The following is a 23,849-nucleotide window of genomic DNA, read 5'->3' as shown; positions in this document are numbered from 1 at the left end:
GTGGAGCCGGAAGCGTATCTGCGCCATGTGCTGGCGATTATCGCGGATCATCCCATCAACAAAATCAAAGAGCTCCTGCCGTGGAACCTCACCATCCCTGCTGAATAACTGTCAATACGGCGCTGGGCGTACGCTTACCTGAGCCTGCCAAGGGACCTTTAGCCAGCGCGCAAGCGCAGTGGCGAGCAGTTCGGTTTGATTATAGCCCCTACGCCAGTGACGGTAGGCATGCAAAGGCACATTAAGCAACAAATCCGGCTTCTCATCCCCCTCGGCGGCGCGATCGCGCCAGCGCAGCCACAATAGTCGGGCCAGCCCGCGGGCAAGGCCGGTGTCGCCCTGATATTTGAGTTTTGTCCGCAGCGCGGGCAGGCGGTTCCCTGCTCCGCTAGCAGTACCCTGACGCAGCCGCGGCAAACGCCGTGATGGCTGAACCAAAGCGGTTGCCGGCATAGCCAACACAGGGCGCTGATTGTTAGCATAGGGTCAACCCTTTTTTGTTTCCAACTTTTGGACAATAACAGATGACGTCACTGTTTTGGCAAACGACCGGTACCGGCGATCGCGATCTTGTGCTGCTGCACGGATGGGGACTGAATGCCGGCGTCTGGTCTTGCATTATTCCGCGGCTGGCGCCGCATTTTCGCCTGCACCTGGTCGATCTGCCGGGCTATGGCCGCAGCCGCGGATACGGGGCGCTGACGCTTGAGCAGATGGCGGAGGAAGTGGCGTCACGGGCCCCCGCCGGCGCGCTATGGTTAGGCTGGTCACTCGGCGGGCTGGTGGCGACCACGGTGGCTTGCCGGCGGCCGCACGCGGTAGCTGGTCTGATTACCGTGGCCTCTTCTCCGCGTTTTTGCGCAGACGGCGACTGGCCAGGGATACGGCCGGAGGTGCTGGAAGGCTTTGCGCACGAGCTGCGCTCGGATTTCACCCGAACCGTCAGCCGTTTTCTCGGCCTGCAAACCCTGGGAACCGAGTCCGCCCGTCAAGATGCGCGCTGGCTGAAAAGCGTGGTACTGGCGCCGCCGACGCCCGAGACCGAAGTTCTGGCCGGCGGGCTGGCGCTGCTGCGCGCCAGTGATTTGCGCTCGACGCTGGGACGGCTTGACGTGCCGCTGCTGCGCCTGTACGGCTATCTGGACGGCCTGGTGCCGCGTAAAGTGGTCCCCCTGGTGGATGAATTCAGTCCCGCCAGCCAGAGCATCGTCTTTGCCGGCGCGGCGCATGCGCCGTTCATTTCTCATCCAGCGCTTTTCTGCCAGGCGCTGTGCGACTTCAGCCGGTTCGTTGCCTAATTGCGTCAGCGGCGGGTATGCGGCCCAAGCCGGACCGTTGCCTGATCGCGTCAGCGGTCGCTCAGGGGTTCAAGCCAGTAGAATGTATAGGGCGTGAGGGTTAGCGGGCCGCCGCTAACCGAACCGTCAGAGGTCAGCAGGCGATAGTCGCCGTCCGGCAAGGTGCAGCTCACCGTTTTATTCGCCAAATTAAAGATACACAGCAGCCGTTGGCCGGCGGCGCGGCGGTAAAAGGCGAGTAGAGCATTATCCCACTCCAGCACCTCCATGGCCGCATCGGGATGAAACGCCTGTTGCCGGCGACGCAGCCGGATAAGGGCGCTCAGCGCCCGGCATACCCGCGAGCGCAAGCTGGTTTCCTCATCCAACATCGCTTCGATGTTTTTCAGCGGGTATTTCTCGCGATTGACCGCGCGGTTATGGCCGGCGGCCTTCACCCCTTCATAGTCATTACGCGACCTGAGGATACTCTGGATATAAATTGCCGGCACGCCCGGAAACGCCAACAAAATGGCATGGGCGAGGATAAAGCGGCTCAGCCGTGTCTCGTCGCTATCCTCGCGCCGGTTGAGCGCATCCAGATAGGTAAGTTGATTTCATAAGGGCTGGTGGTGCCATCGGTATTTTGTTTATAGGACACCAGCACGCCTTCCGTCTCCAGATCGCGCACGAGCCGGATGATTTCCGCCTCCGGCAGAATGCCGCGCAGCGGATTCATACCGATGCCGTCATGGGAGGCGAGAAAATTGAAAAAGATGGTGCCGCCGCCGCCGATGTCCAGCCCCGCCGCCCAGTGGCGCAGGGCGCGGCTGCTGCCGTTGTGCAGCGCGTGCAGCACCAGCGGCGGCAGCGGAAACTGGTATACCATCTGCGCTTCATCGCGGCCGTTGCCGAAATAGCTGATGTTATCCTGATGGGGCACGTTGGTTTCGGTAATAATGACCGTTCCCGGCGCAATCTCATCGCAGATGGCGCGAAACAGTTTCACCAGCAAATGGGTGCGGGGTAAATGGATGCAACGGGTACCCACCTCCTTCCAGAGATAGCCCACCGCGTCCAGGCGAATATAGTCCGCGCCTTGAATCAAGTAGTGCAGCAATACGCCGATAACGGTGATCAGTACTTGGGGATTGTTAAAGTTGAGATCCACCTGATCGGCGCTGAACGTGGTCCAGAGATAGCGAGTACTGCCGTCTTGCGCGGTAAACGGCGTCAACAACGGCGACGTGCGCGGGCGTGTCACGCTGCTAAGATCGGTGGCGGGGGGGAGCGCGATAAAGAAATCGTCATAGGCCTGCTGACCCGCCAGATAGCCTTTCACCCACTGGCTTTCGGCGCACATGTGATTACAGACAAAATCGAACATCAGCCGGGTGGCGTGATTGAGCTGGCCAATCTGCTGCCAACTGCCGACGATAGGGTTTACCTGTTGATAATCGATGACGGAAAAACCATCGTCGGAAGAGTAGGGGTAGAACGGCAGCAAATGCACCAGGGAAAACGTGTTGCGCAGGCGGTGATTAAAAAAGGTGGTGAAGGTGTCAAGAGTGGGTTTCTCCGCCTCCATAAACTGGTCGGCGTAGGTGATAAGTACAACATCGTCCTGATCCCAGTACGTTTTGCGCGCCTGGTGCGGCGTGGACTTGGCGAAGCTGATCTGGCTCTTGATGGTGTCCAGTTGCCCCTGGCTTAAGGCGGTAGGGTAAATCTCTCTCAGCAAGCGGGTTATGGCTTCCATCATGGCACCTTGTTGATGTAACGAACGTGCTGCCACAGTATAAACGTGGCAATGATACCTTGTTGTCACTGTAGCTACTGGGAGCGAAATCGCCAAGGTGATTGATAACAGCTGCGGGCGGGGAAGGCGGTGGAAATGCGGAAAATAATTGACATTTCAGTGGATTAATTCCGACGCTAAGAATGCGCCGGAAAGCGTATTTTTCAGGCGCTGCCCCGAATCGACGCACCGTCGGCAAACGCACCGTTAACAGGGCAGCCGGCAGCGATGGCGGCGGGCATCGGTGAGCGTATTGTCATTTGCTTTGGGCATAGCGGACTAAGCGGCCGGCGAACGCAACCGATAGCATGGCAGCCGGCAGTGGGCGCTGCGCGAGCAGGCGCGGCAGGCGCCGGCGGCTGTATCGTCGCCGGTCACCCGCTCGGCCTGGCCCATCATCTCCAACCGTTCCAGCATCGCCGCAGCCATCGCCTGGGGCAGCCGCAGCCGCAGGCTCAGCACGCGCGCGTCCGCTTGGCCCATCAATTCCAGCGCGTCGCGTAGCTGCATCAGTCCGGACACCGCGCCTCCTTAGTGACAGCTTTCGCCGCCGGCGGGCTGGCAACAGGGTGAAGATTCCGCCGCGGACAGCCCCGGCTGGAAACGATCCCGACAGCGGTAGAGGCAGGCAATCAAAAGACCGTTGACCACGATAATCGCCGCCATCGCCGTCGCGCTGTACAGGGGATGCTGCATAAAGGTGGCCGCCTGATAGAACAGCGTTGCCAGCGAATAGGCCACATTGACGCCCCATAGCGCGGACAGTAGCATCCAGCCGCGGCTGCTTTCGCGGGTAATGGCACCGAGGACCGAAATACAGGGCACATACAACAGAACGAAGATCAGGTAACTGTAAGCGGCGGTGGCGCTGCCGAATTTGCTGCTCATCATTCCCATGGTGCCGCCGCTCATCTCGCCGTCGCCTTTGCTGGCTTCGATAGGGTTGGCAAGAACGCTAAAGCTAAAGACATCCTGCAGGCCCTGCCAGGTTTCCGTCATGGCGCCTGACAATTCCTCTAACAGATCGAACGTGTCCGGCTCAAACGGGGTACGGGTGATCTGTTCGGCGGTATACAGCGTGTTCAGCGTCCCCACCACGACCTCTTTCGCCATCGCGCCGCTAATCAGCCCGACCGTGGCCTGCCAATTATCCTCATGGACGCCCATCGGCTTGAGCAGAGGGGTCAGGGTTTTGCTCACCGCCGCCAGCGCGGAGTGGTTGACGCTGTCCGCCGCTTCGCCGTGCAGGGTGAAGCTGTTGAGGGCGCCAATCAGCATGCTGGCTAGGACGATGACTTTGCCGGCCCGAAGCACGAAGCCTTTCAGCCGCTGCCAGGTTTGCAGCAGCAGGCTTTTGATGTGCGGCACGTGATACACCGGCAGCTCCATGATGAAAGGAATCGCTTCGCCCCGCATTAGCGTATATTTCAGCATCAATCCGGTAAGGATCGCGACCACAATTCCCAGCAGATACAGCGAAAACACCAAGGTCGCGCCGTGCTGGCCGAAAAAAGTAGCGGCGAAAACGGCGAAAATCGCCAGCCGCGCGCCGCAGGACATGAAGGGCGCCATAATGATGGTCATCAGCCGCTCGCGCGGCGCGTTGAGCGTACGTGAGCCCATCACCGACGGCACATTGAAGCCGAAACCGACAATCAGCGGTACGAACGACTTGCCCGGTAGGCCGAGGGACTGCATCAGCCGGTCGATGACGAACGCGGCGCGCGCCATATAGCCGGAATCTTCCAAAAACGACAGGCACAAATACATTATGCCGATTTGCGGAATAAGCGGCAGCACGGTATTGATCCCGCCGCCCACGCCCTGGGCGAGCAGCAGGGTTAACCACTGCGGCGCGTGCAGCTGATAACCCAGCCACTGGGTGCCGTCGATGAACAACGCGGCGGATCCGCCCTCAAACAGCGGCTGCAGGGCGCCGCCGAGGTTGATGGCGAGGATGAACATAAGATACATCACCATAAAAAACAGCGGCACGCCAAGCCAGCGGTTGAGCAGCACGGCGTCAAGACGCGCGGTCAGGCGGTTGGTCTGCGTCAAATGGCCGTTACTGACGGCCTGACAAAGGACGATGATCGTGGCGTAGCGGGCATCGGCGATCGCCAGCGCCGCATCCTGTTGCAGGCCCGCACGCAGGCTTTCCAGCTGTTGGGGCGAGGTCAGCAACTCACGGCTGTGAATGTCCCCTTCCAGCATATGCAGCGCCAGCCAGCGCCGCTGGCGCGGCGAATACTCGTGAGGGGTAAATGGCAGAAGCTGTTCCACCGCTTGGCGGACGGCGGGCGGATAGTCGACTGTGAGGGACGGTGCCGCCGGTAGCGGGCCGTCCAGCCGCGCCTTCAAGGTTTCAATGCCTTCGGCGCGGGTGGATACCAGCGGGATCACCAGGCAGCCGAGCCGTTGCTCCAGCGCCGGGATATCGATGGTAATGCCATGGCTACAGGTGATATCCAGCATATTCAGCGCCACGATGCAGGGAATACCCAGTTCCAGCAACTGCAGAGTCAGATAAAGATTACGCTCCAGATTGGCGGCGTCGACCACGTTAATAAGCACATCGGCCTGCCGTTCGAGGATATACCGACAGGCGATTTGCTCGTCCAGCGAGGATTGCTGCGACAGCGTGGTCAGAGAGTAAGCGCCCGGCAGATCGACCAGCGTAATACGCTGCGCGGGGGTGGTGAAAAAGCCTTCTTTACGTTCCACCGTGACGCCGGCCCAGTTACCAACCCGCTGGCGGGCACCGGTCAACTGGTTGAACAGGGTGGTTTTACCGGCGTTGGGATTACCGATCAAGGCCACAGTGTGTGTAGTGATCATTAATGAAACCTGTAAGCAGTGACAAATACAAACGGATTACCCCGGGCGCGCGGCGCGTTCGGAGCAGGGCGGGTCAATAGTCGGTACGGCTCAATAGCAGCAATGACAGATCTTTCTTTCGCAATACCAGCTGTACCCGCCGCAACTCGATTTGCACGGGATCGCCCAGCGGGGCGACGCGCACCACCTGGAACGAACTGCCGGGCAACATGCCAAGGGACAGCATTTTTTGCCGAAAGGCGGGAGGGATCTCTTTGGCATAGCCGGTAATTTTATAATGGTGCTGCAATTGCAATTGCAATTGCAATTGCAGTTGCATAGTGACCTTCTTGATGGTGACCGAAAGCGCGGTGGAAACGGTAATAACCTCGGCGTCCGGGGGTATCGTTTGTCAGACCGGACAGGTGCAGTGTTAATTAATGCAAATGGTAAAAGTAATAGTTATCATTAAAAATAATTTTATCACCTGTGCTAAATAAAACAAATCATCAACCAAATTCTTTTTTTCAGCGGCGATCGCAAAAATATATTACCGATGACTTCATGCAACGCTATGTGTTTAATTTTTTTATGCGTCTAGGTGATTTCGACCGATGGAGTGGGGGTCGCCTATTTTTATTAGCCATGGCGCACGGCGGAAAATGAAAATAACCCTGTGCCAATAGACAGTAAACATTAAATAAGCGTCAAAATAGTGTAATTAAAATATTGTGTTAATCATTAAAACTTGATGTAATTATCGACTGCATGAGAATAGTAATATTGAAATAATTATAATGATAATTTATTTACCAATTTTCTATTCTCTTGGCCGAGGTAAACATACATGTGAACGTTATCGCTCCAGTACCGCCTGTGCCGGCAAAAGCCGCACGGACTTTTTTTCAACCGTGGACGCTCAGGGACGGCGGACGGTACCGGCGCCGCGAGCGCCACCCGCTGTTAAGCAGCGCTGACCCGTGAGCGGCGGTAAAGGGCAGGGGACAGTGGGCGCCGCCCAGGTAGGGCGCAGGCCCGTTTCCACCGTCCATTTGGCGCCGACCTGCCGGCGCCCTTGGATGACGGGGTCCCGTTGCCGCTGTCCCGCCGTTTTCAGCGCCGTTTGCCCAGCGCGGCCGCCAGCGCATCGCTCATCGCGCTGTTGCCGCCCGCGGCATTACCGGATTGGCGGCCGCCGCCGCGAGCGGGGGGACGAGACGCCGTTGCGCCGCTGTCCCGCCGGCGCTCACCCATGTCCCGGCGCGCTGGCGCTTCCCCCGGCCGTTCATCGAGCCGCATGGTCAAGGCGATGCGCTTGCGCGCCATGTCGACGTCCATGACTTTCACTTTGACAATATCGCCGGCTTTCACCACTTTGTGCGGATCGTCGATGAACCGATCGGACAGGGAGGAGATATGTACCAACCCGTCCTGATGTACGCCGATATCCACGAAGGCGCCAAAGTTGGTCACGTTGGTTACCGTACCCTCCAGCACCATACCCTGCGTGAGATCCTGTAGCGTTTCAACACCGTCGGCAAAGGTGGCGGTTTTGAACTCGGGCCGCGGGTCGCGTCCCGGCTTTTCCAGCTCTTTGATGATATCGGTGACGGTGGGCAAACCGACGCGCTCATCGGTGAAGCGGGACGGACTCAGGCCGCGCAGCGTAGCCGGATCGCCCCTCAAATCGCTTAAGGATTTCTCCGTGGCCTGTAAAATCCGCTCCACCACCGGATAACTCTCCGGATGCACGGTAGAGGCGTCAAGCGGGTTGTCGCCGTGATTGATGCGCAGGAAGCCGGCGCATTGCTCAAAGGCCTTGGGGCCTAAACGGGGGACTTTCAGCAGCTGTTGACGCTCGCGGAAACGGCCGTTCTCATCGCGCCAGTTGACAATATTCTGCGCCATCATACGCGTCAGGCCGGCGACGCGAATCAGCAGCGGCACCGAGGCGGTGTTCAAATTGACGCCGACGGCGTTGACGCAGCCCTCCACCACCGTATCCAGTTTTTTCGCCAGCTGGCTTTGGCTGACATCGTGCTGATATTGACCGACACCGATGGATTTCGGATCGATTTTGACCAGCTCCGCCAGCGGATCCTGCAGCCTGCGGGCGATGGAGACCGCACCGCGCAGCGAGACATCCAAATCGGGGAATTCCTGCACCGCCAGCTCCGAGGCGGAATAGACCGACGCGCCGGCCTCGCTGACAATCACCTTTTGCCCTTTCATGTCTGGATAGCGCTTTTGCACCTCGGCATAAAAGCGCTCGGTTTCGCGCGATGCGGTGCCGTTGCCGATGGCGACCAGCTCGACATGATGTTTCAGACACAGCGCCGTGACCGCCGCCGCGGCTTTATCGGCCTGGCCGGTATGCGGGTAGAGGGTATCCGTCGTCGCCAGTTTGCCCGTGGCGTCGACTACCGCGACCTTGACGCCGGTGAGCAGCCCCGGATCCAGTCCCATGGTGGCGCGCAATCCCGCCGGCGCCGCCATCAATAAATCATGCATGTTGCGGGCGAAGACCTGGATCGCTTCCTCCTCGGCCTTTTCACGCATGCTGCCCATCAATTCGGTTTCCAGGTGCATCAGGATTTTGATGCGCCAGGTCCAACTGATGACCGTCTTGCGCCCGCCGTCTGCCGGCGCCTGGTTGAAGCGCACCTGCAAATGATCGGCAATCATTTCCTCGCAGTAGCTGGCGCGCGGCGGCTCATCCGTGTGCGGATCGGCGTTCAACGCTAGCTGCAGCACGCCCTCGTTGCGTCCGCGCAACATGGCCAGCGCACGATGGGACGGCACCTGGGACAGCGGCTCGTGGTGGTCGAAATAGTCGCGGAATTTGGCGCCATCTTCTTCTTTGCCGGGGACGACCCGCGCCACCAGATGGGCGTTTTTCCACAAATAGGCGCGAATTTTCGCCAGCAAGGCAGCATCTTCGGCAAAGCGCTCCATCAGAATATAGCGCGCGCCGTCAAGGGCCGCTTTGGCGTCGGCCCCGCCGGCATCGGGATTCACGAAATCGGCCGCCGCGGTATCGGGGTCCGTGGACGGATCCTGCCAGAGCCTATCCGCCAGCGGCGCCAGCCCCGCCTCGATGGCTATCTGGCCGCGGGTACGGCGTTTGGGCTTGTAGGGCAGGTAGAGATCTTCCAGCTCGGTCTTGCTCAGGGTCCCCTGGATTGCCGCGGACAGAGCCTCGGTCAGTTTGCCCTGTTCGTCGATGGATTTCAGAATACTCTGGCGTCGCTCGTCCAGCTCGCGCAGGTAACTCAGACGCGTTTCCAGCGTACGCAACTGCGTATCGTCCAGGCCGCCAGTGACTTCTTTACGATAACGGGCGATAAAAGGCACGGTGTTGCCTTCGTCCAGCCGCCGCACCGCGGCGTCCACCTGCTCCGCCCGGGCTTTCAGCTCGCCGGCGATAAGATGGTTCAATGACTCTCTATTCATGCGTTACAGTTCATTTTGTCATAAGGATTGCTCGGGCCTGCACAGTTATACGGTTTGCGGCGGCAAAATGCCAGCCGCCCGGGTTCGTTAACCGTCGGCACCGCTATGGTATATTGCCGTTATTGGCGATGTATTGCGACGATAGGTGACGATGAAGACCAACCTAATTACCCGTCAGGGCTACCAGGAATTGCAGGATGAGCTGGACCACCTGTGGAAACGCTATCGGCCGGAAATAACCGAAAAGGTGGCCTGTGCCGCCAGCCTGGGGGATCGCAGTGAAAATGCGGATTACCATTATAACAAGAAGATCCTGTGCGAGATTGACCGGCGGGTGCGCTATTTGCGCCGCGTGCTGAAAGAGGCGCGGGTGGTGGACTACTCCCCGCAGCAGGAGGGCCGGGTTTTTTTTGGCGCCTGGGTGGAGGTGGAAAGCCCGGAGGGGGAAACAAAACGCTTTCGTATCGACGGCCTCGATGAAATCTACAAACATAAGGACTACATCTCTATCGACTCGCCTATGGCGCGCGCTTTGATAAAAAAGGCGGTGGATGACGAGGCGGAGGTGATGACCCCCGGCGGGCGCCGCATCTGGTATATCACCGCCATCGCCTACCGCGAATAATGCGCGCGGAACGGTGACGCCGCCGTTAAAGTGCGCGCGGGCGCGGACGTTAATTATTATTCGCGACGGCACGACAGATGTTATTATCGGGTCGATCAGGCGCGGAAAGTGTTGATAACTACGCATCTTCATATGCTTTGTAACAATTTCGCTTAGAATGGTCACCTGAAATCGCTGTCAGTGATCCACCGGTTTTTGAACAATATCCTTTACGGGCGTTTCGCCTTTGGGAGAGAGACAATGCAAGAGAATTACAAAATCCTGGTTGTGGATGACGATATGCGCCTGCGGGCGCTCCTTGAGCGTTATTTGACCGAACAGGGCTTTCAGGTACGCAGCGTCGCCAACGCTGAGCAGATGGATCGTCTGCTGACGCGGGAATCCTTCCATTTAATGGTGCTGGATCTGATGCTACCGGGTGAAGACGGCCTGTCTATCTGCCGCCGGCTGCTCAGCCAGAGCAACCCGATGCCTATCATTATGGTTACCGCCAAAGGGGAAGAAGTGAACCGGATCGTTGGTCTGGAAATCGGCGCTGATGACTATATTCCCAAGCCCTTCAACCCGCGCGAGTTGCTGGCCCGCATCCGCGCGGTACTGCGCCGGCAGGCCAACGAGCTGCCGGGCGCGCCGTCGCAGGAAGAGGCGATTATCGCCTTTGGCAAATTCAAGCTTAACCTCGGCACGCGCGAGATGTTTCGCGAAGATGAGCCGATGCCGCTGACCAGCGGTGAATTCGCGGTGCTCAAAGCGTTGGTCAGCCATCCGCGCGAGCCGTTGTCCCGCGATAAGTTGATGAACCTGGCGCGTGGCCGCGAGTATAGTGCCATGGAGCGCTCCATTGATGTGCAGATTTCGCGTCTGCGGCGCATGGTGGAAGAAGATCCGGCTCATCCGCGCTATATACAGACCGTGTGGGGTCTGGGCTATGTCTTTGTGCCGGACGGCAGTAAAGCATGATGCGATGGCGCATCTCTCCGCACAGTTCCTTCGCCCGCAGCCTGCTGTTAATCGTTACCTTGCTGTTCGTCAGCCTGGTAACGACCTATCTGGTGGTTCTGAATTTCGCTATTCTACCGAGTCTGCAACAGTTCAATAAGGTTCTGGCTTATGAAGTCAGAATGTTGATGACTGACCGGCTGCAGCTGGAGGACGGTACGTTACTGGAAGTGCCGCCGGCGTTTCGGCGCGAAATTTACCGTGAATTGGGTATCTCGCTGTATACCAATCCGGCCGCGGAAGAGAGCGGTTTGCGCTGGGCGCAGCATTATGAGTTTCTGAGCCAGCAAATGGCGCAGCAGTTGGGCGGCCCGACCGACGTGCGCGTCGAGGTCACTAAAAATTCCCCCGTTGTCTGGCTGAAAACCTGGTTATCGCCGGATATTTGGGTACGCATTCCGCTGACCGAAATCCATCAAGGGGATTTCTCGCCGCTGTTCCGCTACACCCTGGCGATTATGTTATTGGCCATCGGCGGCGCTTGGCTTTTTATTCGTATTCAGAACCGACCGCTGGTGGATTTGGAACATGCCGCGCTGCAGGTGGGGAAGGGCATTATTCCGCCGCCGCTGCGGGAATATGGCGCCTCGGAGGTGCGCTTGGTGACGCGTGCTTTTAATCAGATGACCGCCGGCGTCAAGCTACTGGCGGATGATCGGACCTTATTGATGGCCGGCGTCAGCCATGATTTACGGACCCCGCTGACCCGCATCCGCCTGGCGACGGAAATGATGAGCGCGGAAGACGGTTACCTTGCCGAGTCGATCAATAAAGATATCGAAGAGTGCAACGCCATTATCGAGCAGTTTATCGATTATCTGCGTACCGGCCAGGAAATGCAGACCGAAATGGCGGATCTGAACAGCATCCTGACCGAAGTGGTGGTGGCGGAGAGCGGCTATGAGCGCGTGATTGAAACCGATATCTACGGCGAGGAGCTGATTGTTAACGTTAACCCGCTGTCCATCAAGCGGGCTGCGCTGAATATGGTGGTGAACGCGGCGCGCTACGGCAACGGCTGGATCAAGGTGAATAGCGGCCGTGAAACCAACCGCGTTTGGTTTGAGGTCGAGGACGATGGTCCGGGCATTAAGCCGGATCAGCTGCAGTATCTGTTCCAGCCGTTCGGGCGCGGCGACAGCGCGCGCAGCACCAGCGGTACCGGCCTCGGTCTGGCCATTGTGCAGCGCATCATCGATGCCCATGCCGGTAAGCTGGAAATCGGCCGCAGCGTCCGGCAGGGGCTGCGTATCCGCGCCTATTTACCGCTGCCGGTCGCATCAATGGATCAAGGCGCCAGCGTCAGCAAAGCCAAAGCCGCCGGCAAAAGCGCCGACTAAGCGGCAGACATTACACGGCGTCACGGCCAGAAGCATCGCCGCATCCAGGCGGTCCGCCGTAGCGCGGTGCTTTGACGAGAAGGCATCGCCGCCCTTGACGCCGGGGTAAAAAGCGTTAGCGCTGTGGACCAGCGCTCACCAGCGCCGCCCCTGCAGGGGTGTCGGTAAATTTTGCGAAATTATCGATAAAACGCTGGGCCAGATCTTCTGCCTTGGTCCGCCATTCGCCGGCGTTGGCGTAAGTAGCGCGCGGGTCGAGGATCGCGCCGTCCACGCCCGGCAGCGCGGTGGGTATCGTGAGATTAAAGATAGGCAGGGTCGCCGTCGGCGCATCGTCAATGTCACCGCGTAAAATGGCGTTGATAATCGCCCGCGTGTCTTTCAGGGAGATCCGTTTACCGCTGCCGTTCCAGCCGGTATTGACCAAAAAGGCGTGGGCGCCGGCGGCGTTCATGCGTTTGGCCAGCACATCGGCGTAGGCGGTGGGATGCAGCGACAAAAACGCCGCGCCAAAGCAGGCGGAGAAGGTGGGCACCGGCGCCACCACGCCCCGCTCGGTCCCCGCCAGTTTGGCGGTGAAGCCGGACAGGAAATGATACTGCGCCTGTTCCATCGACAGGCTGGCGACCGGCGGTAAGACGCCGAAGGCATCCGCCGTCAGGAAAATGACGCGCGTCGCGTGTCCGGCGCGCGAGACCGGTTTGACGATATTCTCGATATGATCGATGGGATAAGAAACGCGGGCGTTTTCGGTCTTACTGCCGTCGTCGTAATCCACGCTGCCGTCCGTCCGCACCACCACATTTTCCAGCAGCGCGTTACGGCGAATCGCCTGATAAATCTCCGGCTCGGCCTCGGGGGAAAGGCGGATGGTTTTGGCGTAACATCCCCCTTCAAAATTGAATACGCCATCGTCGTCCCAGCCGTGTTCATCATCACCTATCAGACGGCGGCGAGGATCGGTCGACAGCGTGGTTTTGCCGGTGCCGGAAAGGCCGAAGAACAGCGCGACATCCTCATCGGCGCCGACGTTGGCCGAACAGTGCATGGAAGCGATCCCTTTCAGCGGCAGCAGGTAGTTCATCACCGAGAACAGCCCTTTTTTCATTTCGCCGCCGTACCAGGTGCCGCCGATAAGCTGGATGCCTTCCGTGAGATTGAAAGCGACAAAGTTTTCTGAATGCAGGCCCTGTTCGCGCCAGTCGGGGTTGGTGCATTTGGCGCCGTTGAGCACCACAAAATCCGGTTCAAAACCGCGCAGCTCCTCGTCGCTAGGCCGGATGAACATATTTTTTACGAAATGCGCCTGCCAGGCCACCTCGGTGACAAAACGCACCTTAAGCCTGCTATCCTCATTGGCACCGCAGAAAGCATCAATGACAAACAGGCGCTTGCCGCTTAGCTGCTGGCCAACCCGCTTTTTAAGGTGATCCCAGGTCTGCTGGCCAAGGGGATGATTGTCATTGGCGCCTTTGCCCTGATCGGACCACCACAGGGTGTCGCGGGTCTTAGCGTCACGCACCAGATACTTATCGAACGGCGACCGGCCGGTGAAAATCCCGGTATCCACCACCACCGCGCCCGATCGGGTAAGCGTACCGCGTTCAAACCCGTCGAGGGCGGGGTCGGTTTCTTCTGCAAACAGTTGGTCGTACCCTGGGTTGTACACCAGTTCGCGGCAGCCCGTTATTCCATAACTGAGCCATTGCTGCGGGGTAATCCTCTCACTTACCATGTCACTGCTCCTTAGTCCAATAAGTACCGTTAGCGATTGTAGGGGTTAGCGGTAGGCGCGCCGAGAGATGAATCAAGGATTAACCTGACCGGGCAGGCTTTACGTTATTTTGTGAATGGGCGCACGGAAAATAAGTTATTACCTTAACGTATGCCGCCGAAGAGGCAATCGTCCGGCGGGGCAATAGGTTAAATCCTAGGCCTGCGGCGCGCGACCTTCCGCCACCTGCTGCTGCAGGGCCGCGATGGCGTCGGCATCAAAACGGTAATGGTTGCCGCAAAAATCGCAATGCATATCCATTTCGCCGTCCTGCTCGAGCATGTCGTTCAATTCCTGTTCGCCCAGGGTAATCAGCGCGTCGGCGCAGCGCTGACGGGAGCAGGTACATAGGAATTGCACCGATTGCGGCGGGTAGACCGTCACCTCATCTTGATGATAGAGGCGGTATAAAACGTCGTTGGCCGGCAAAGCGAACAATTCGTCGCCCTTCACCGTCGCGGTGAGCTGCGCCAGATGGTCAAAATCATCGGCGCGGGTATCCTGGCCGGGCAATACCTGCAGCAGCAGGCCGGCGGCGGCCACCTGGCCCTGATGCTCGCCGGTGCGGATAAACAGCCGCGTCGGCAACTGCTCCGATTGCAGGAAGTAGTTTTCCAAACAGTCCGCCAGATGAGGGCCTTCCAGACCGACCACCCCCTGATACCGCTCGCCCTCGGCGGGCGTCAGCGTGATGACCAGATAGCCGTTGCCCACCATTTGCGCCAGGGTTGCGTCAGCGGCGATTTCGCCGTCGACGCGCGCCAGCCCGCGCATATTTTGCCGATCGTCGCCGTTAATCACCGCCAGACGCAGCGGGCCATCCCCCTGCAGCTGGACGATGATTTCGCCGGTGAACTTCAGCGTGGCGGTAAGCAGGCTGGTCGCCACCAGGAGTTCCCCCAACAGCGTTTTCACCGCCGGCGTGTAGTTGTGCTGGCCCAGCACCTGCCGATAGGTTTCCTGTAATGACACCAGTTCACCCCTGACGGAATATTTTTCAAAAAGATAACGGTGCAACTGGTCTTGATGGGTCATTATGGTCTCTCATGCCTGCGGCGTCGGGAGGGGTTATTCCGCCTCACCCGGTTCGCCATATTTAAATTTAATCAGATTGCGGCGTTCTTTTTTGTCCGGGCGCCTGTCCGGATGGGGCATTGTAAGGGCATTGTGCTTGCGCGCTTCGGCCATTTTCTCCCGCTTGGCGATGCTGGCATCGGTCTCCTGATACAGCTGCTGCGCATCGCTGGCCGGGCGGCGCTGATCGCTAATGGTGCGTACGCTCACCTGACGTTCGTCGTTGCCTTGACGCAGCGTGATTTCCGCGCCCAGCTCCATCGTTTTGCCCGGTTTACTGCGCTGTCCATTGTAATGAACTTTGCACCCTTCAATCATTTCGCGAGCCAGCGCGCGGGTTTTATAAAAACGCGCCGCCCACAGCCACTTATCCAGCCGCACGACCGGATTATCGCCATTAGCGTCTTTGGCTTTCATTTCGCCTCCTGGGTGTCAGGCATCATGCCGGCCAGCGCGGGCAGCAGCGCGCTGTAATCGCTCAGCGCCGGATGTCGCCGGAACGTCTGGGGCGCCAGCCCGGAATCGGGATTACTGACACCAAGACAATAGCGGATACCAAAGCGGCTGGCCGCGTCGAGAATCGGCTCGCTGTCGTCGATAAATAGCGTCCGCGCCGGATCAAAACCGGTATGCTTGCGGACGCGCCGCCACAATTGCTGATCTTCCTTCGGATAACCAAATGTATGGGTGGAAAGTAATAAATCAAGGTGCTGGCCTAAACCGGTGTGGCGCATTTTTACCGCCAGGCCATCGGGATGCGCATTGGTCAGCAGGATGGAGCGTCGGCCGCGCTGCCGCAACGCGGCCAGCGGCAGCAGCGTGTCGTCGCACAGCCGCATGGTATGGCCAAGCTCGGCGGTCATGGCGGCGATATCCAGCGCCAGCCGCCGACTCCAATAATCAAAGCAGTACCAATTCAATGTATGGCGCACGCTGTGATATTCCAGATCTATCAGGGCTCCGGCCTCGGCCGGGGTGATACCGCGTCGCCGGCCGAGGGCCGCCGGTACGCGAGACAGCCAGAAGTCGCGATCGAAGGCTAAATCCAGCAGCGTCCCGTCCATGTCAAGAATGACGGTATCAATATGGCACCAGTCGATAGCTGCGGACATGTGGACTCCAGGATGTAAGCGGAATAAGGGAACAGGGCCGTGGCCTAACACCGCCTAACACCGAACGGTCAAATCAGTTTTCAGGGTAGCATATTTGCCGACTGAGCGGAGGCCGATGGCCGGCATTAAGCCGACTCGCCGCCTGAGGGGAGGCAGCGATGGCCAGCAGTCACCCACGCCAGACGCGGTTGCCGCCCGAGGCCACCGCCTCGTGGTTAAAGCAGCCATCATAATAGCGCTGGATATCCCGCGCCCGGCGTCGTCCGTTGTGCAACCGGCGAACTAGCAAGACGGCGTTAAACGCGGCGACCGTCAGCAGCAACAGCAACAGCGTGGCGCCCACGTTACCGCCACAGGGAGACTCTTTCGGGCTCGCTGTGCAGCGCGATGTGGCGGGTGCCATTGGCGTCAACGGTGATATTGGTGATAACGCCCTCGGCGTTAAACGGCGTGTGCAGCAACTGGCTAGACAACCGTTGCAGCTCATGCCATTGCGCCAGGCCGGCGTAATCATTGAAGTTCGCGCCGGGGGGAGGGGTCTCCACCAGCTGTTTATCTTCGTCGCTATGGATCAAAAAACCGCCCGGTGGCGGCGTTGACCAGCCCTTCCAGCGTATCGGTGCTTACGGGACGCAGCAGGACATTGATGCCTTTCAACGAACCGGCGCGGGCGCGTTTGACGATCGTCGGCCAGTCGCGCGCGTTGGCCAAATTCACCAGCGCCGCCTGCAGTCTTTGGCAAGGCGCGGCGTCATCCTGACATAACGCCTGAGTCTTCAGCACGATGTCGCTGAAATCATCAAGCAATATCATGCCGGATTTTTGAATGGCGGAGGCCAGCCCCGGTGTGATTTTATTCTCGTTGTCCTGGACCGGATGCAGCTGATTGTTCACCACCGCCAACAGCACTTCGGCGCGATCGACCGTATCGGATTCCGGCATCGGCAGCGGTACGGCGTTGTTCCAATAAATGGCCGAGCAATCGAAAGGGAAAAACGGCGTTTGGCCGCCGTCGCTCTGGATATAGCACATACCGGTGCCCCGGGCCGAAAGGGTATCGCCGATGTGCAGCGAGGCCTGATTCAAGGCGTCGACGCTGTCGACGCGCACCGTTTGCGCGCCCTACAGCCAGGCAACGCTCAACTTCAGCGGCAGCGAGAGCGGCACATAGGCCAGCAGCAACGCCAGGACCAACAGCGAACTGCACAGTATTATCAGATTCCCGCCCCAGCGCTGTAGGGGGAAATAGCTCACTTCATCATGAAGCGAGAGATAGCGCCCCTGGCGCACCACCTGGCTGTTGACATAAATATCGATGTCGGTTTTCTGGTCCAGATCGCGGGCAATATACGACTGCAAATGCACCGGGTATTTAAGATCGAGGCTGCCGAGGGAGATATTGCTGATGCTGCCCTGGCCGGATTCGCCGAATAGCCCCCAGCGCCGTGGGATCCCTCGCAGACAGTGGATATCCTGGCGGTTGCGCGGCGGCGTCGGGCGAAACCGCAGCCACGCGGCCAGCACGGCGGGCAACCCGGCCAGCGCCGCCAGCCAGGGCTGAGCCACGATGGCGCCAGCAGGCTCAGAAGTATCAACAGCCGCGCCGTGCTGCAAAGCAACGCTTCGCGTCGCCCGGAGGGACGGCTGATGGCCCGCTCCTGCGGCGTTTCCTTGCGCACTTTGAGCAACTCCACCTGCTCATTGCCCTGTTCGCGCATCGATGAGTTGGGTACCAGCGCGCCGGCGCCATCGCGGACGGCGTGTAATTCACCAGCGAATGGCCGTTCAGGGAAATCACCAACGGCATGCTGTCGGTCCTTATCAGCTCGACATGGTTTTCTTCGGCGATGAATTGTTCCCATTGCGCCGGCAAATGAATTTCGATGTTGTCGAGATAGTAAAGCCATTTATGCGGCGCATCGGTCGCCAGGCCATAGCGGGTGATGGCGTGGGTAACGGAATAGACATTATCGCTGCGCGGCGCCAGCGGCTGGCTATGATGGAAGTAATGCTCGATGGCCGCGCGCTCTTCCGCCGTCAGCTTGCGCGGAAAGGGCTGAATGAACGACAGACGTTTGACGGAGACAGGGCGGGCACGCCGGCGATAATAGCGCCAGCCGACAACCAAAACCATCGCACAGGCAAGCACGCCAGCCAATACAAAGACGATTGAGCTCATGCTAACCCCACCCACAACCTCATAAATACCACACCAAAATTAACTGTCGCTGCAAGGACTCTCGCCGGTGCTGCTGCTCAAATAGGCCTGCGGCGGGCGCAGGGAGTCATCGGCGTAAAACAGGCATAGTAACCGATGCTGGGGGGAGGGTAACAAGCCCGCTGTCGCGGATATATCAGCATTTTCCTATTTTATTCACCGTTTGCCAGATTTATGCGCCACCGTTTTGACGGCGTGAGAAGGGCGTTCGTGCAAACAGGTTGCGGCCTGGTCCCTTATTAACACATAATGTTGACCAACCCGATGGCCGGGCGTCCCCTGGCCATCCTGTGCGCAATCTGCGGGAACGATATGGATAAGAATCTGCAAAAACCCAAAATACATCGCGTGGCGACCGTTGCCCAGTCCCGCCTGTTCACCGTTGAATCCGTCGATCTGGAGTTCAGCAATGGCGCGCGGCGGGTGTATGAGCGCATGAAGCCTTCCCATCGCGAGGCGGTGATGATCGTGCCGGTGCTGGATGACCATCTGTTGCTGATCCGCGAGTACGGCGCCGGCATTGAGGATTACGAGCTGGGTTTTCCAAAAGGGCTTATCGACCCCGGCGAAGGGGTGATGGAGGCGGCCAATCGCGAACTGATGGAGGAAGCGGGGTTTGGCGGGCGCGCCTTTACCTTTTTGCGCCGCCTGAGTATGGCGCCGTCCTATTTCTCCAGCAAAATGCATATCGTGGTGGCGCAGGATCTCTATCCCCAGCGGCTACAGGGGGACGAGCCGGAGCCGCTGCCGCTGGTGCGTTGGCCGATAAGCCGTATGCTGGCGTTGCTGGATGAACCTGATTTTTGCGAGGCGCGCAATGTGAGCGCGCTGTTTCTCGCCCATGCCTGGCTCAATCAGGCGTCGCGGCGAATACCTTGGCCGGGCCTTAACACCTTCGCCCGGCGGCGCTCGATCAAAACAGCTCTTGCTGCTGGCCGTTGTCCATGAGTGTGGTGTCGACTTCATGCACGACCCGCTCTTTCGGCTGGGTGCCGTCGATAAAATATTCCGGCCGGCTGTTGCCGCCGCCGTCGGACAACTTGCCGCTGCTCTTATCGATAGTGACGGTAACAATGCCCGGCGGAGGATCCTGTTTCTCTTCGGGAATGCCCTCCAGCGCTATCTTCATATAATCATCCCAGATAGGCTGGGCGCTTTTGGCGCCGCCCTCGGCGCCGGAAATCTGATCGCTGATGGCGCCTGAAGCCGTGGTTTTGCCCAAATTGCGGCGATGATCGTCGAAACCTATCCATACGGTGGTAACCGTATCGGGGCCATAGCCGGAGAACCAGGCGTCTTTGGAGTCGTTAGTGGTACCGGTTTTGCCGCCAATATCATGGCGCTTCAAATCGCGGGCGGCACGCCAGCAGATGCCCATCCAGCCGGGTTCGCCGAAGATGTTGCTGTTGAGGGCGTCGCGCATCAAAAACGACAGCGGCGTGCTAATCACGTGGGGGGCATACAGTTGTTCCCGGTCCGCTGTAGCCTGCGCCGGCATCCCAGCGGGAAATGGGCACATCGTTGAGAATGGTAGCCAGGGTCAACCCTTTATCCAGCGCGGCGGTATACAGGAAGGGCTTGATATTGGAACCCACCTGGCGCAGGGCCTGGCTAATGTAATTTTCATCGCGCATGCGCGCCAGGACGGTATTGCGGCGCGCCAGCGCCCGTTCGGAGGAGTAGAGCGGATTAAAGGTGGAGGGGGCTTTCGGCAAACCGGCGATCATGGCCATCTCGCTTAGCGTGAGCTGGCTGACGTCCTTGCCGAAATAGACCTGCGCCGCCGCGCCAACGCCGTAAGCGCGGTAGCCCAGGTAAATTTTATTCAAATAAAGTTCAAGGATTTCATCTTTGCTTAGCAGTTGCTCGATTTGTACCGCCAAAAACGCCTCTTTGATTTTACGAATAAGCGTCCGTTCCGGGCTCAGGAAGAAATTGCGGGCCAGCTGCTGAGTAATGGTAGCCGCGCCCTGCGAGGCATGGCCGGAAAGCAGGGCAATGGAGGCCGCGCGCAAAATGCCTACCGGATCCACACCGTGATGCTCGTAGAACCGGCTGTCTTCCGTGGCGACGAAGGCATGCACCAATTCCGGTGGCATTTGATCGAGCATGAGCGGGATACGGCGTTTCTCACCATATTGGGCGATAAGCTTGCCGTCCGCCGAGAAGACCTGCATTGGCGTTTGCAGGCAGATGTCTTTCAGCGTCGCCACATCGGGCAATTGGGGCGCGATATAGCGGTACATGCCATATATCGAGGCGGCTCCCAACAAAATGCAACACACTGCAAAGATAAATAAATATTTTACGAACTTCACCTGAGAATTCCCATTTTTTGTCATTTGGGCAGTTTATAAACAACCCCGCGCTAGTATAAAGGTTAGCCTTGCTATTGGATACGTAATTTAAGTCACCAGCCTCAGGGAAGGGGAACCATGGCGTTTGACCGCTGGCGGATAGGCATGGATATGGAGCCGGACGTCCTGCGCGCGCCGGCTTTGTCGCGCGAGCGGGCGCAATGGCGCTGTCGCGGCTGGTGGCAGTTTCCTTTACCAATGGGGCGGGACGCGCAGGGCGATCCCTGCCCTGTGGCGGCCACGGTGGATGCCCTGCGCCGCTGGCTTCCCCGGCGTCTTTCGGTCCGGCTTTGCCTGAAGGGACTGCCCGTCACGCTGACACGCCTGCCGCCTATTGGCGCCATCAGCGCTTAACGCTGGAAATCTGTCTGGCTGAAACGCATCCGCTCCCTGAAGCGCCGCAGGCGGGACCGATAGCCCGCGCCGCCGCACAGTCGGCAAGCACGGCGCAGCGCCAGCTGGCGATCTCCAATCAGCGCTATGTGCACTTGTTTCGGCAACTACCGGCGCTGTTGTCGCCGCAGCTGTGGCTTACCGAGATTGAGCAGCGCGGCGACCGGCTTTATATCAGTGGCTGCAGCGAGGGTTATCCGCCGGTGGTGACCCTGCGACGCCGGCTGACGGATCACGCAACGTTGCCCAATTTCCGCTGGCGGGAGGTCAGGCGGCGGGACTCGTCGCGCTGGCAATTTTCCCTTGTAGCGGCCTGGCCGTCGGAGGAGGGGGCATGACTTCGCCGGCCGCGGGAACAGGGCGTGATCGGCCGGCGATAAAATGGCTGGGGGGGGTACGCGCTGGTGGCGGCCGTCGTTATTTATGCCGGCGGCATGTGGGTTGTGCTGCCGGAAAAGCGCCGTCTGGAGCAGGTGCAGTGCCAGTTCAACGCTCAGTGCCCGCCGCCGCGCGCGGATCGCGGCGGCATTTCCCCATCGTCAAGCGCGCAGAGAGGCGAGCCCGGGCGGCGGTTGTCTGCCGGGGGCGCGGGAACCTTGCCGCCGCCGAACGGCGGAATAACCGGCGCCGTGCCGGCGGTCGAAAACAATCATACCCGGCCCGTGACAGCCGCCGACGCCGGGCAACGGCGCTGCCAGCGGCTGGCGCAGGACCCTTTATCGCTGTTCATGACGCCGGGGCACGATCCCCCCGCCGGGTTATGCTGGCGGGCCACGCCCGCGGGGGGCCATGGGGATCGGCCGGGATGGACGGTCGCAGTGACCACGGACTTTGCCGGGTTTGAGCGTTTACTGAGCGCTATCGCGGCGCTTAACGGCTGCATTGGCCTGCAGGCATTATCGTTAAAAGCGACACCCGAAGGACTGATGTTGGATTTCAGATTAACCCGTGCGGACGAATCAACGCCTGCGGTCGAAAAGGAGAACGACGATGGGGAGATGCCGGATGGGGCATAATAAGACATTCCACGTGGAGCAGGGGAAGAGGCGGCATGACGCCCGGGCAGGTTTAGCGCAGGGCCTGTGGCCGCTGTTGGTCATCGTCCTTGCCGTCCCAGCGGCCGTATCAGCGGGCGAGGTCCCCACGGCGGCGGGCGTTTTACCCTTGATCCCGGTGGGCGAGGTCCCCGCGATGGCGACAGACGATCCGCCTTCTCTATCAGCGGGCAGCGGCGGCGCGGCGATACGGGATCCGTTCCGGCCGGTGCGGATGTCACCACCCGGTTCTCCCGCTTGGGAAAGCAATCGCACGGGGGTTCACCCGCCGTCCTCCCCTTTTTCTCTGCGGCGCGGTAGCACGCAGGGCACGCTATCGCTGCGCGCGGATGACGCGCCGGTACGGCAGGTATTGCAGGCGCTGGCCGCCCAACGCGGGATGAACCTGGTGGTGACGCAGGGCGTTGAGGGCGAGATCACGCTGCGGCTGCATGAGATGCCCTGGCGGCAGGCGCTGGCGCTGACGGCAGGCGACCTGCAGATGACGCGTCAAGGACAGACGCTGGTGGTATCGCAGCAGGAAGCGCAGGACGACCAACGGCAGGAAAAAGCGGCGACGACGCTGCGAGAAGAGGGGGCGCCGCTGATTAACCGGTTAATCACCCTGCAGTACGCCGACGCGACCGACGTGGTTCGCAGCATTGACGCCCAGTGCACGTCGCTATTGTCATCCAGAGGCAGCGTTCGGCTCGATAAGCGCACCAACTCGCTGGTGCTGCGCGATACCGCCGCCGCCCTAGCCGCCGTGAGCGATTGGATAGCCGTCTGGGATGTGCCGCTTGAGCAGGTGCTTATCACCGCCCATATCGTCACCATCAGCCGGGAAAACCTGCGCGAGGTCGGGGTCAACTGGCGCTACCCGGGGGAAACCGCGCCGGAGGATGCGCGCGCCAGCGTGAAAATGCCGGTCGGAGGGCATTTTGCCCGCATCGGGCTGCCGCTGGCGCGTCTCAATGGCCGGATGCTGGAGCTGGAGTTGACCGCGCTGGAGCAGGAAAACAAGGTGGATATTCTGGCCAGCCCGCGTCTTTATACCGCCCATCAGCAGACCGCCAGCATCAAGCAAGGCACGCAAATCCCGTACCCGATGACCAGCGGCCACGGCAAGCATCCCTCTATCCAGTTCAAAGAGGCGGTGCTGTGCATGGAAGTCACGCCGCGCATTCTGCGCAACGGGCGTATCACGCTGGATTTGCGGCTGAGCCAGAATGTTCCAGGCAGTATCATCAAGCAGGGAGAGAGCCAGAGCGTGACCATCGATACGGAAGAGATTAAAACCCAGGTAACGATTGCAGAGGGCGAGACCATCGTGCTCGGCGGCATATTCCAGCATCAAAAGCAGCGGAGCAACGATCGGGTGCCGCTATTGGCCGATATCCCGCTAGTAGGGGCGTTATTTAAGCGCCAACGAGCTAATTGCTGGTTCCGGTCACGTCCGATCACTGATTCCGGTCGCCCGATCAGCGATTCCGATTCTGTCCGATCGCTCATCTTCTGTTCCGCCATACTCTGGAGACTTTTAGCTTCCGGGGGTATGGCATGGCACGTAAAAAGAAG

The 23,849-nt window shown here is 59.5% G+C and carries 18 protein-coding genes and 4 pseudogenes; 10 read left to right on the top strand and 12 right to left on the bottom strand.

Annotated elements, in window-relative coordinates; genetic code table 11:
- Nucleotides 1-108 (top strand): transposase domain-containing protein (locus tag ACMX3H_RS12000; protein ID WP_415209556.1); only part of this gene is annotated, 108 nt, incomplete at its 5' end.
- Nucleotides 109-111: 3 nt separating this feature from the next.
- Here ACMX3H_RS12000 and ACMX3H_RS11995 read toward each other — a convergent pair.
- On the bottom strand, nt 112-438 hold the full coding sequence (locus tag ACMX3H_RS11995) for a hypothetical protein (RefSeq protein ID WP_415211002.1): 327 nt from the start codon (nt 436-438) through the stop codon (nt 112-114).
- Nucleotides 439-524: 86 nt separating this feature from the next.
- Here ACMX3H_RS11995 and bioH point away from each other — a divergent pair, with 86 nt between their 5' ends.
- Nucleotides 525-1,298, top strand: coding sequence for a pimeloyl-ACP methyl ester esterase BioH (gene bioH / locus ACMX3H_RS11990; protein ID WP_415211001.1), 774 nt, complete (start codon nt 525-527; stop codon nt 1,296-1,298).
- A 50-nt stretch (nt 1,299-1,348) separates the two neighbouring features.
- On the opposite strand, the pseudogene ACMX3H_RS11985 reads toward bioH, so the two are convergent.
- The 5 genes and pseudogenes from ACMX3H_RS11985 to ACMX3H_RS11965 all read right to left on the bottom strand — a co-directional run bounded on the left by ACMX3H_RS11985 (nt 1,349) and on the right by ACMX3H_RS11965 (nt 9,345).
- Nucleotides 1,349-3,036 (bottom strand): annotated as a pseudogene (locus tag ACMX3H_RS11985) (alpha-amylase family glycosyl hydrolase).
- Between the two features lie 318 nt (nt 3,037-3,354).
- Nucleotides 3,355-3,597: a FeoC-like transcriptional regulator gene (locus tag ACMX3H_RS11980; RefSeq protein WP_415211000.1), complete on the bottom strand. Its 243-nt coding sequence runs from the start codon at nt 3,595-3,597 to the stop codon at nt 3,355-3,357.
- 9 nt (nt 3,598-3,606) lie between these two features.
- Nucleotides 3,607-5,913: a Fe(2+) transporter permease subunit FeoB gene (feoB, locus tag ACMX3H_RS11975; RefSeq protein ID WP_415210999.1), complete on the bottom strand. Its 2,307-nt coding sequence runs from the start codon at nt 5,911-5,913 to the stop codon at nt 3,607-3,609.
- 73 nt (nt 5,914-5,986) lie between these two features.
- Nucleotides 5,987-6,232 carry a ferrous iron transporter A gene (feoA, locus tag ACMX3H_RS11970; RefSeq protein WP_415210998.1) on the bottom strand — a complete coding sequence of 82 codons (246 nt, stop codon included), beginning with the start codon at nt 6,230-6,232 and terminating at the stop codon, nt 5,987-5,989.
- A gap of 773 nt (nt 6,233-7,005) precedes the next feature.
- Complete coding sequence (locus tag ACMX3H_RS11965; protein ID WP_415210997.1) at nt 7,006-9,345, bottom strand: Tex family protein; 2,340 nt, start codon at nt 9,343-9,345, stop codon at nt 7,006-7,008.
- A gap of 151 nt (nt 9,346-9,496) precedes the next feature.
- Here ACMX3H_RS11965 and greB point away from each other — a divergent pair, with 151 nt between their 5' ends.
- The 3 genes from greB (at nt 9,497) to envZ (ending at nt 12,309) form a co-directional block, all read left to right on the top strand.
- Nucleotides 9,497-9,970: a transcription elongation factor GreB gene (greB, locus tag ACMX3H_RS11960; protein WP_415210996.1), complete on the top strand. Its 474-nt coding sequence runs from the start codon at nt 9,497-9,499 to the stop codon at nt 9,968-9,970.
- 240 nt (nt 9,971-10,210) lie between these two features.
- Nucleotides 10,211-10,930, top strand: a complete 720-nt coding sequence (gene ompR, locus ACMX3H_RS11955; RefSeq protein ID WP_415210995.1) for a two-component system response regulator OmpR — start codon at nt 10,211-10,213, stop codon at nt 10,928-10,930.
- Entirely contained in the window at nt 10,927-12,309 is a 1,383-nt protein-coding gene (gene envZ, locus ACMX3H_RS11950; protein ID WP_415210994.1) for a two-component system sensor histidine kinase EnvZ, read from the top strand. Before ompR ends, envZ begins: the two co-directional genes overlap by 4 nt.
- Nucleotides 12,310-12,424: 115 nt before the next feature.
- Here envZ and pckA read toward each other — a convergent pair whose 3' ends face one another.
- From pckA to ACMX3H_RS11925, 5 genes and pseudogenes are all read right to left on the bottom strand, one after another.
- Nucleotides 12,425-14,044 (bottom strand): phosphoenolpyruvate carboxykinase (ATP), encoded by a 1,620-nt coding sequence (gene pckA / locus ACMX3H_RS11945; protein WP_415210993.1) that lies wholly within the window; start codon nt 14,042-14,044, stop codon nt 12,425-12,427.
- A gap of 195 nt (nt 14,045-14,239) precedes the next feature.
- Nucleotides 14,240-15,118 (bottom strand): Hsp33 family molecular chaperone HslO, encoded by an 879-nt coding sequence (gene hslO / locus ACMX3H_RS11940; protein WP_415210992.1) that lies wholly within the window; start codon nt 15,116-15,118, stop codon nt 14,240-14,242.
- Between the two features lie 33 nt (nt 15,119-15,151).
- The gene (hslR, locus tag ACMX3H_RS11935; protein WP_415210991.1) at nt 15,152-15,574 is read right to left on the bottom strand and encodes a ribosome-associated heat shock protein Hsp15; all 423 of its coding nucleotides are present in this window, start codon (nt 15,572-15,574) and stop codon (nt 15,152-15,154) included.
- The gene (yrfG, locus tag ACMX3H_RS11930; protein ID WP_415210990.1) at nt 15,571-16,269 is read right to left on the bottom strand and encodes a GMP/IMP nucleotidase; all 699 of its coding nucleotides are present in this window, start codon (nt 16,267-16,269) and stop codon (nt 15,571-15,573) included. The genes hslR and yrfG overlap by 4 nt, the downstream gene beginning before the upstream one ends.
- A gap of 169 nt (nt 16,270-16,438) precedes the next feature.
- Nucleotides 16,439-18,448 (bottom strand): annotated as a pseudogene (locus ACMX3H_RS11925) (IgaA/UmoB family intracellular growth attenuator).
- Between the two features lie 351 nt (nt 18,449-18,799).
- Here ACMX3H_RS11925 and nudE point away from each other — a divergent pair.
- A pseudogene (gene nudE / locus ACMX3H_RS11920) lies at nt 18,800-19,348 on the top strand (ADP compounds hydrolase NudE); the annotation flags it as partial.
- Between the two features lie 244 nt (nt 19,349-19,592).
- Here the strand turns inward: nudE and ACMX3H_RS11915 are convergent.
- A pseudogene (locus ACMX3H_RS11915) lies at nt 19,593-20,805 on the bottom strand (transglycosylase domain-containing protein); the annotation flags it as partial.
- Between the two features lie 117 nt (nt 20,806-20,922).
- Between ACMX3H_RS11915 and ACMX3H_RS11910 the strand changes: the two are divergent.
- The 4 genes from ACMX3H_RS11910 to ACMX3H_RS11895 form a co-directional block, all read left to right on the top strand.
- Nucleotides 20,923-21,198 carry a hypothetical protein gene (locus ACMX3H_RS11910; protein ID WP_415210989.1) on the top strand — a complete coding sequence of 92 codons (276 nt, stop codon included), beginning with the start codon at nt 20,923-20,925 and terminating at the stop codon, nt 21,196-21,198.
- On the top strand, nt 21,135-21,575 hold the full coding sequence (locus tag ACMX3H_RS11905) for a PilN domain-containing protein (RefSeq protein ID WP_415210988.1): 441 nt from the start codon (nt 21,135-21,137) through the stop codon (nt 21,573-21,575). The genes ACMX3H_RS11910 and ACMX3H_RS11905 overlap by 64 nt, the downstream gene beginning before the upstream one ends.
- A 66-nt stretch (nt 21,576-21,641) precedes the next feature.
- Nucleotides 21,642-22,253 (top strand): hypothetical protein, encoded by a 612-nt coding sequence (locus tag ACMX3H_RS11900; RefSeq protein ID WP_415210987.1) that lies wholly within the window; start codon nt 21,642-21,644, stop codon nt 22,251-22,253.
- A partial coding sequence (locus ACMX3H_RS11895) for a secretin N-terminal domain-containing protein (protein ID WP_415210986.1) occupies nt 22,243-23,849 on the top strand: 1,607 nt, incomplete at its 3' end. The genes ACMX3H_RS11900 and ACMX3H_RS11895, both read left to right, overlap by 11 nt.

This window comes from Sodalis sp. (in: enterobacteria) (assembly GCF_047607725.1).
Lineage (GTDB): Bacteria > Pseudomonadota > Gammaproteobacteria > Enterobacterales > Enterobacteriaceae > JBLKSS01.
This window is presented reverse-complemented; position numbering and strand designations above follow the sequence as displayed.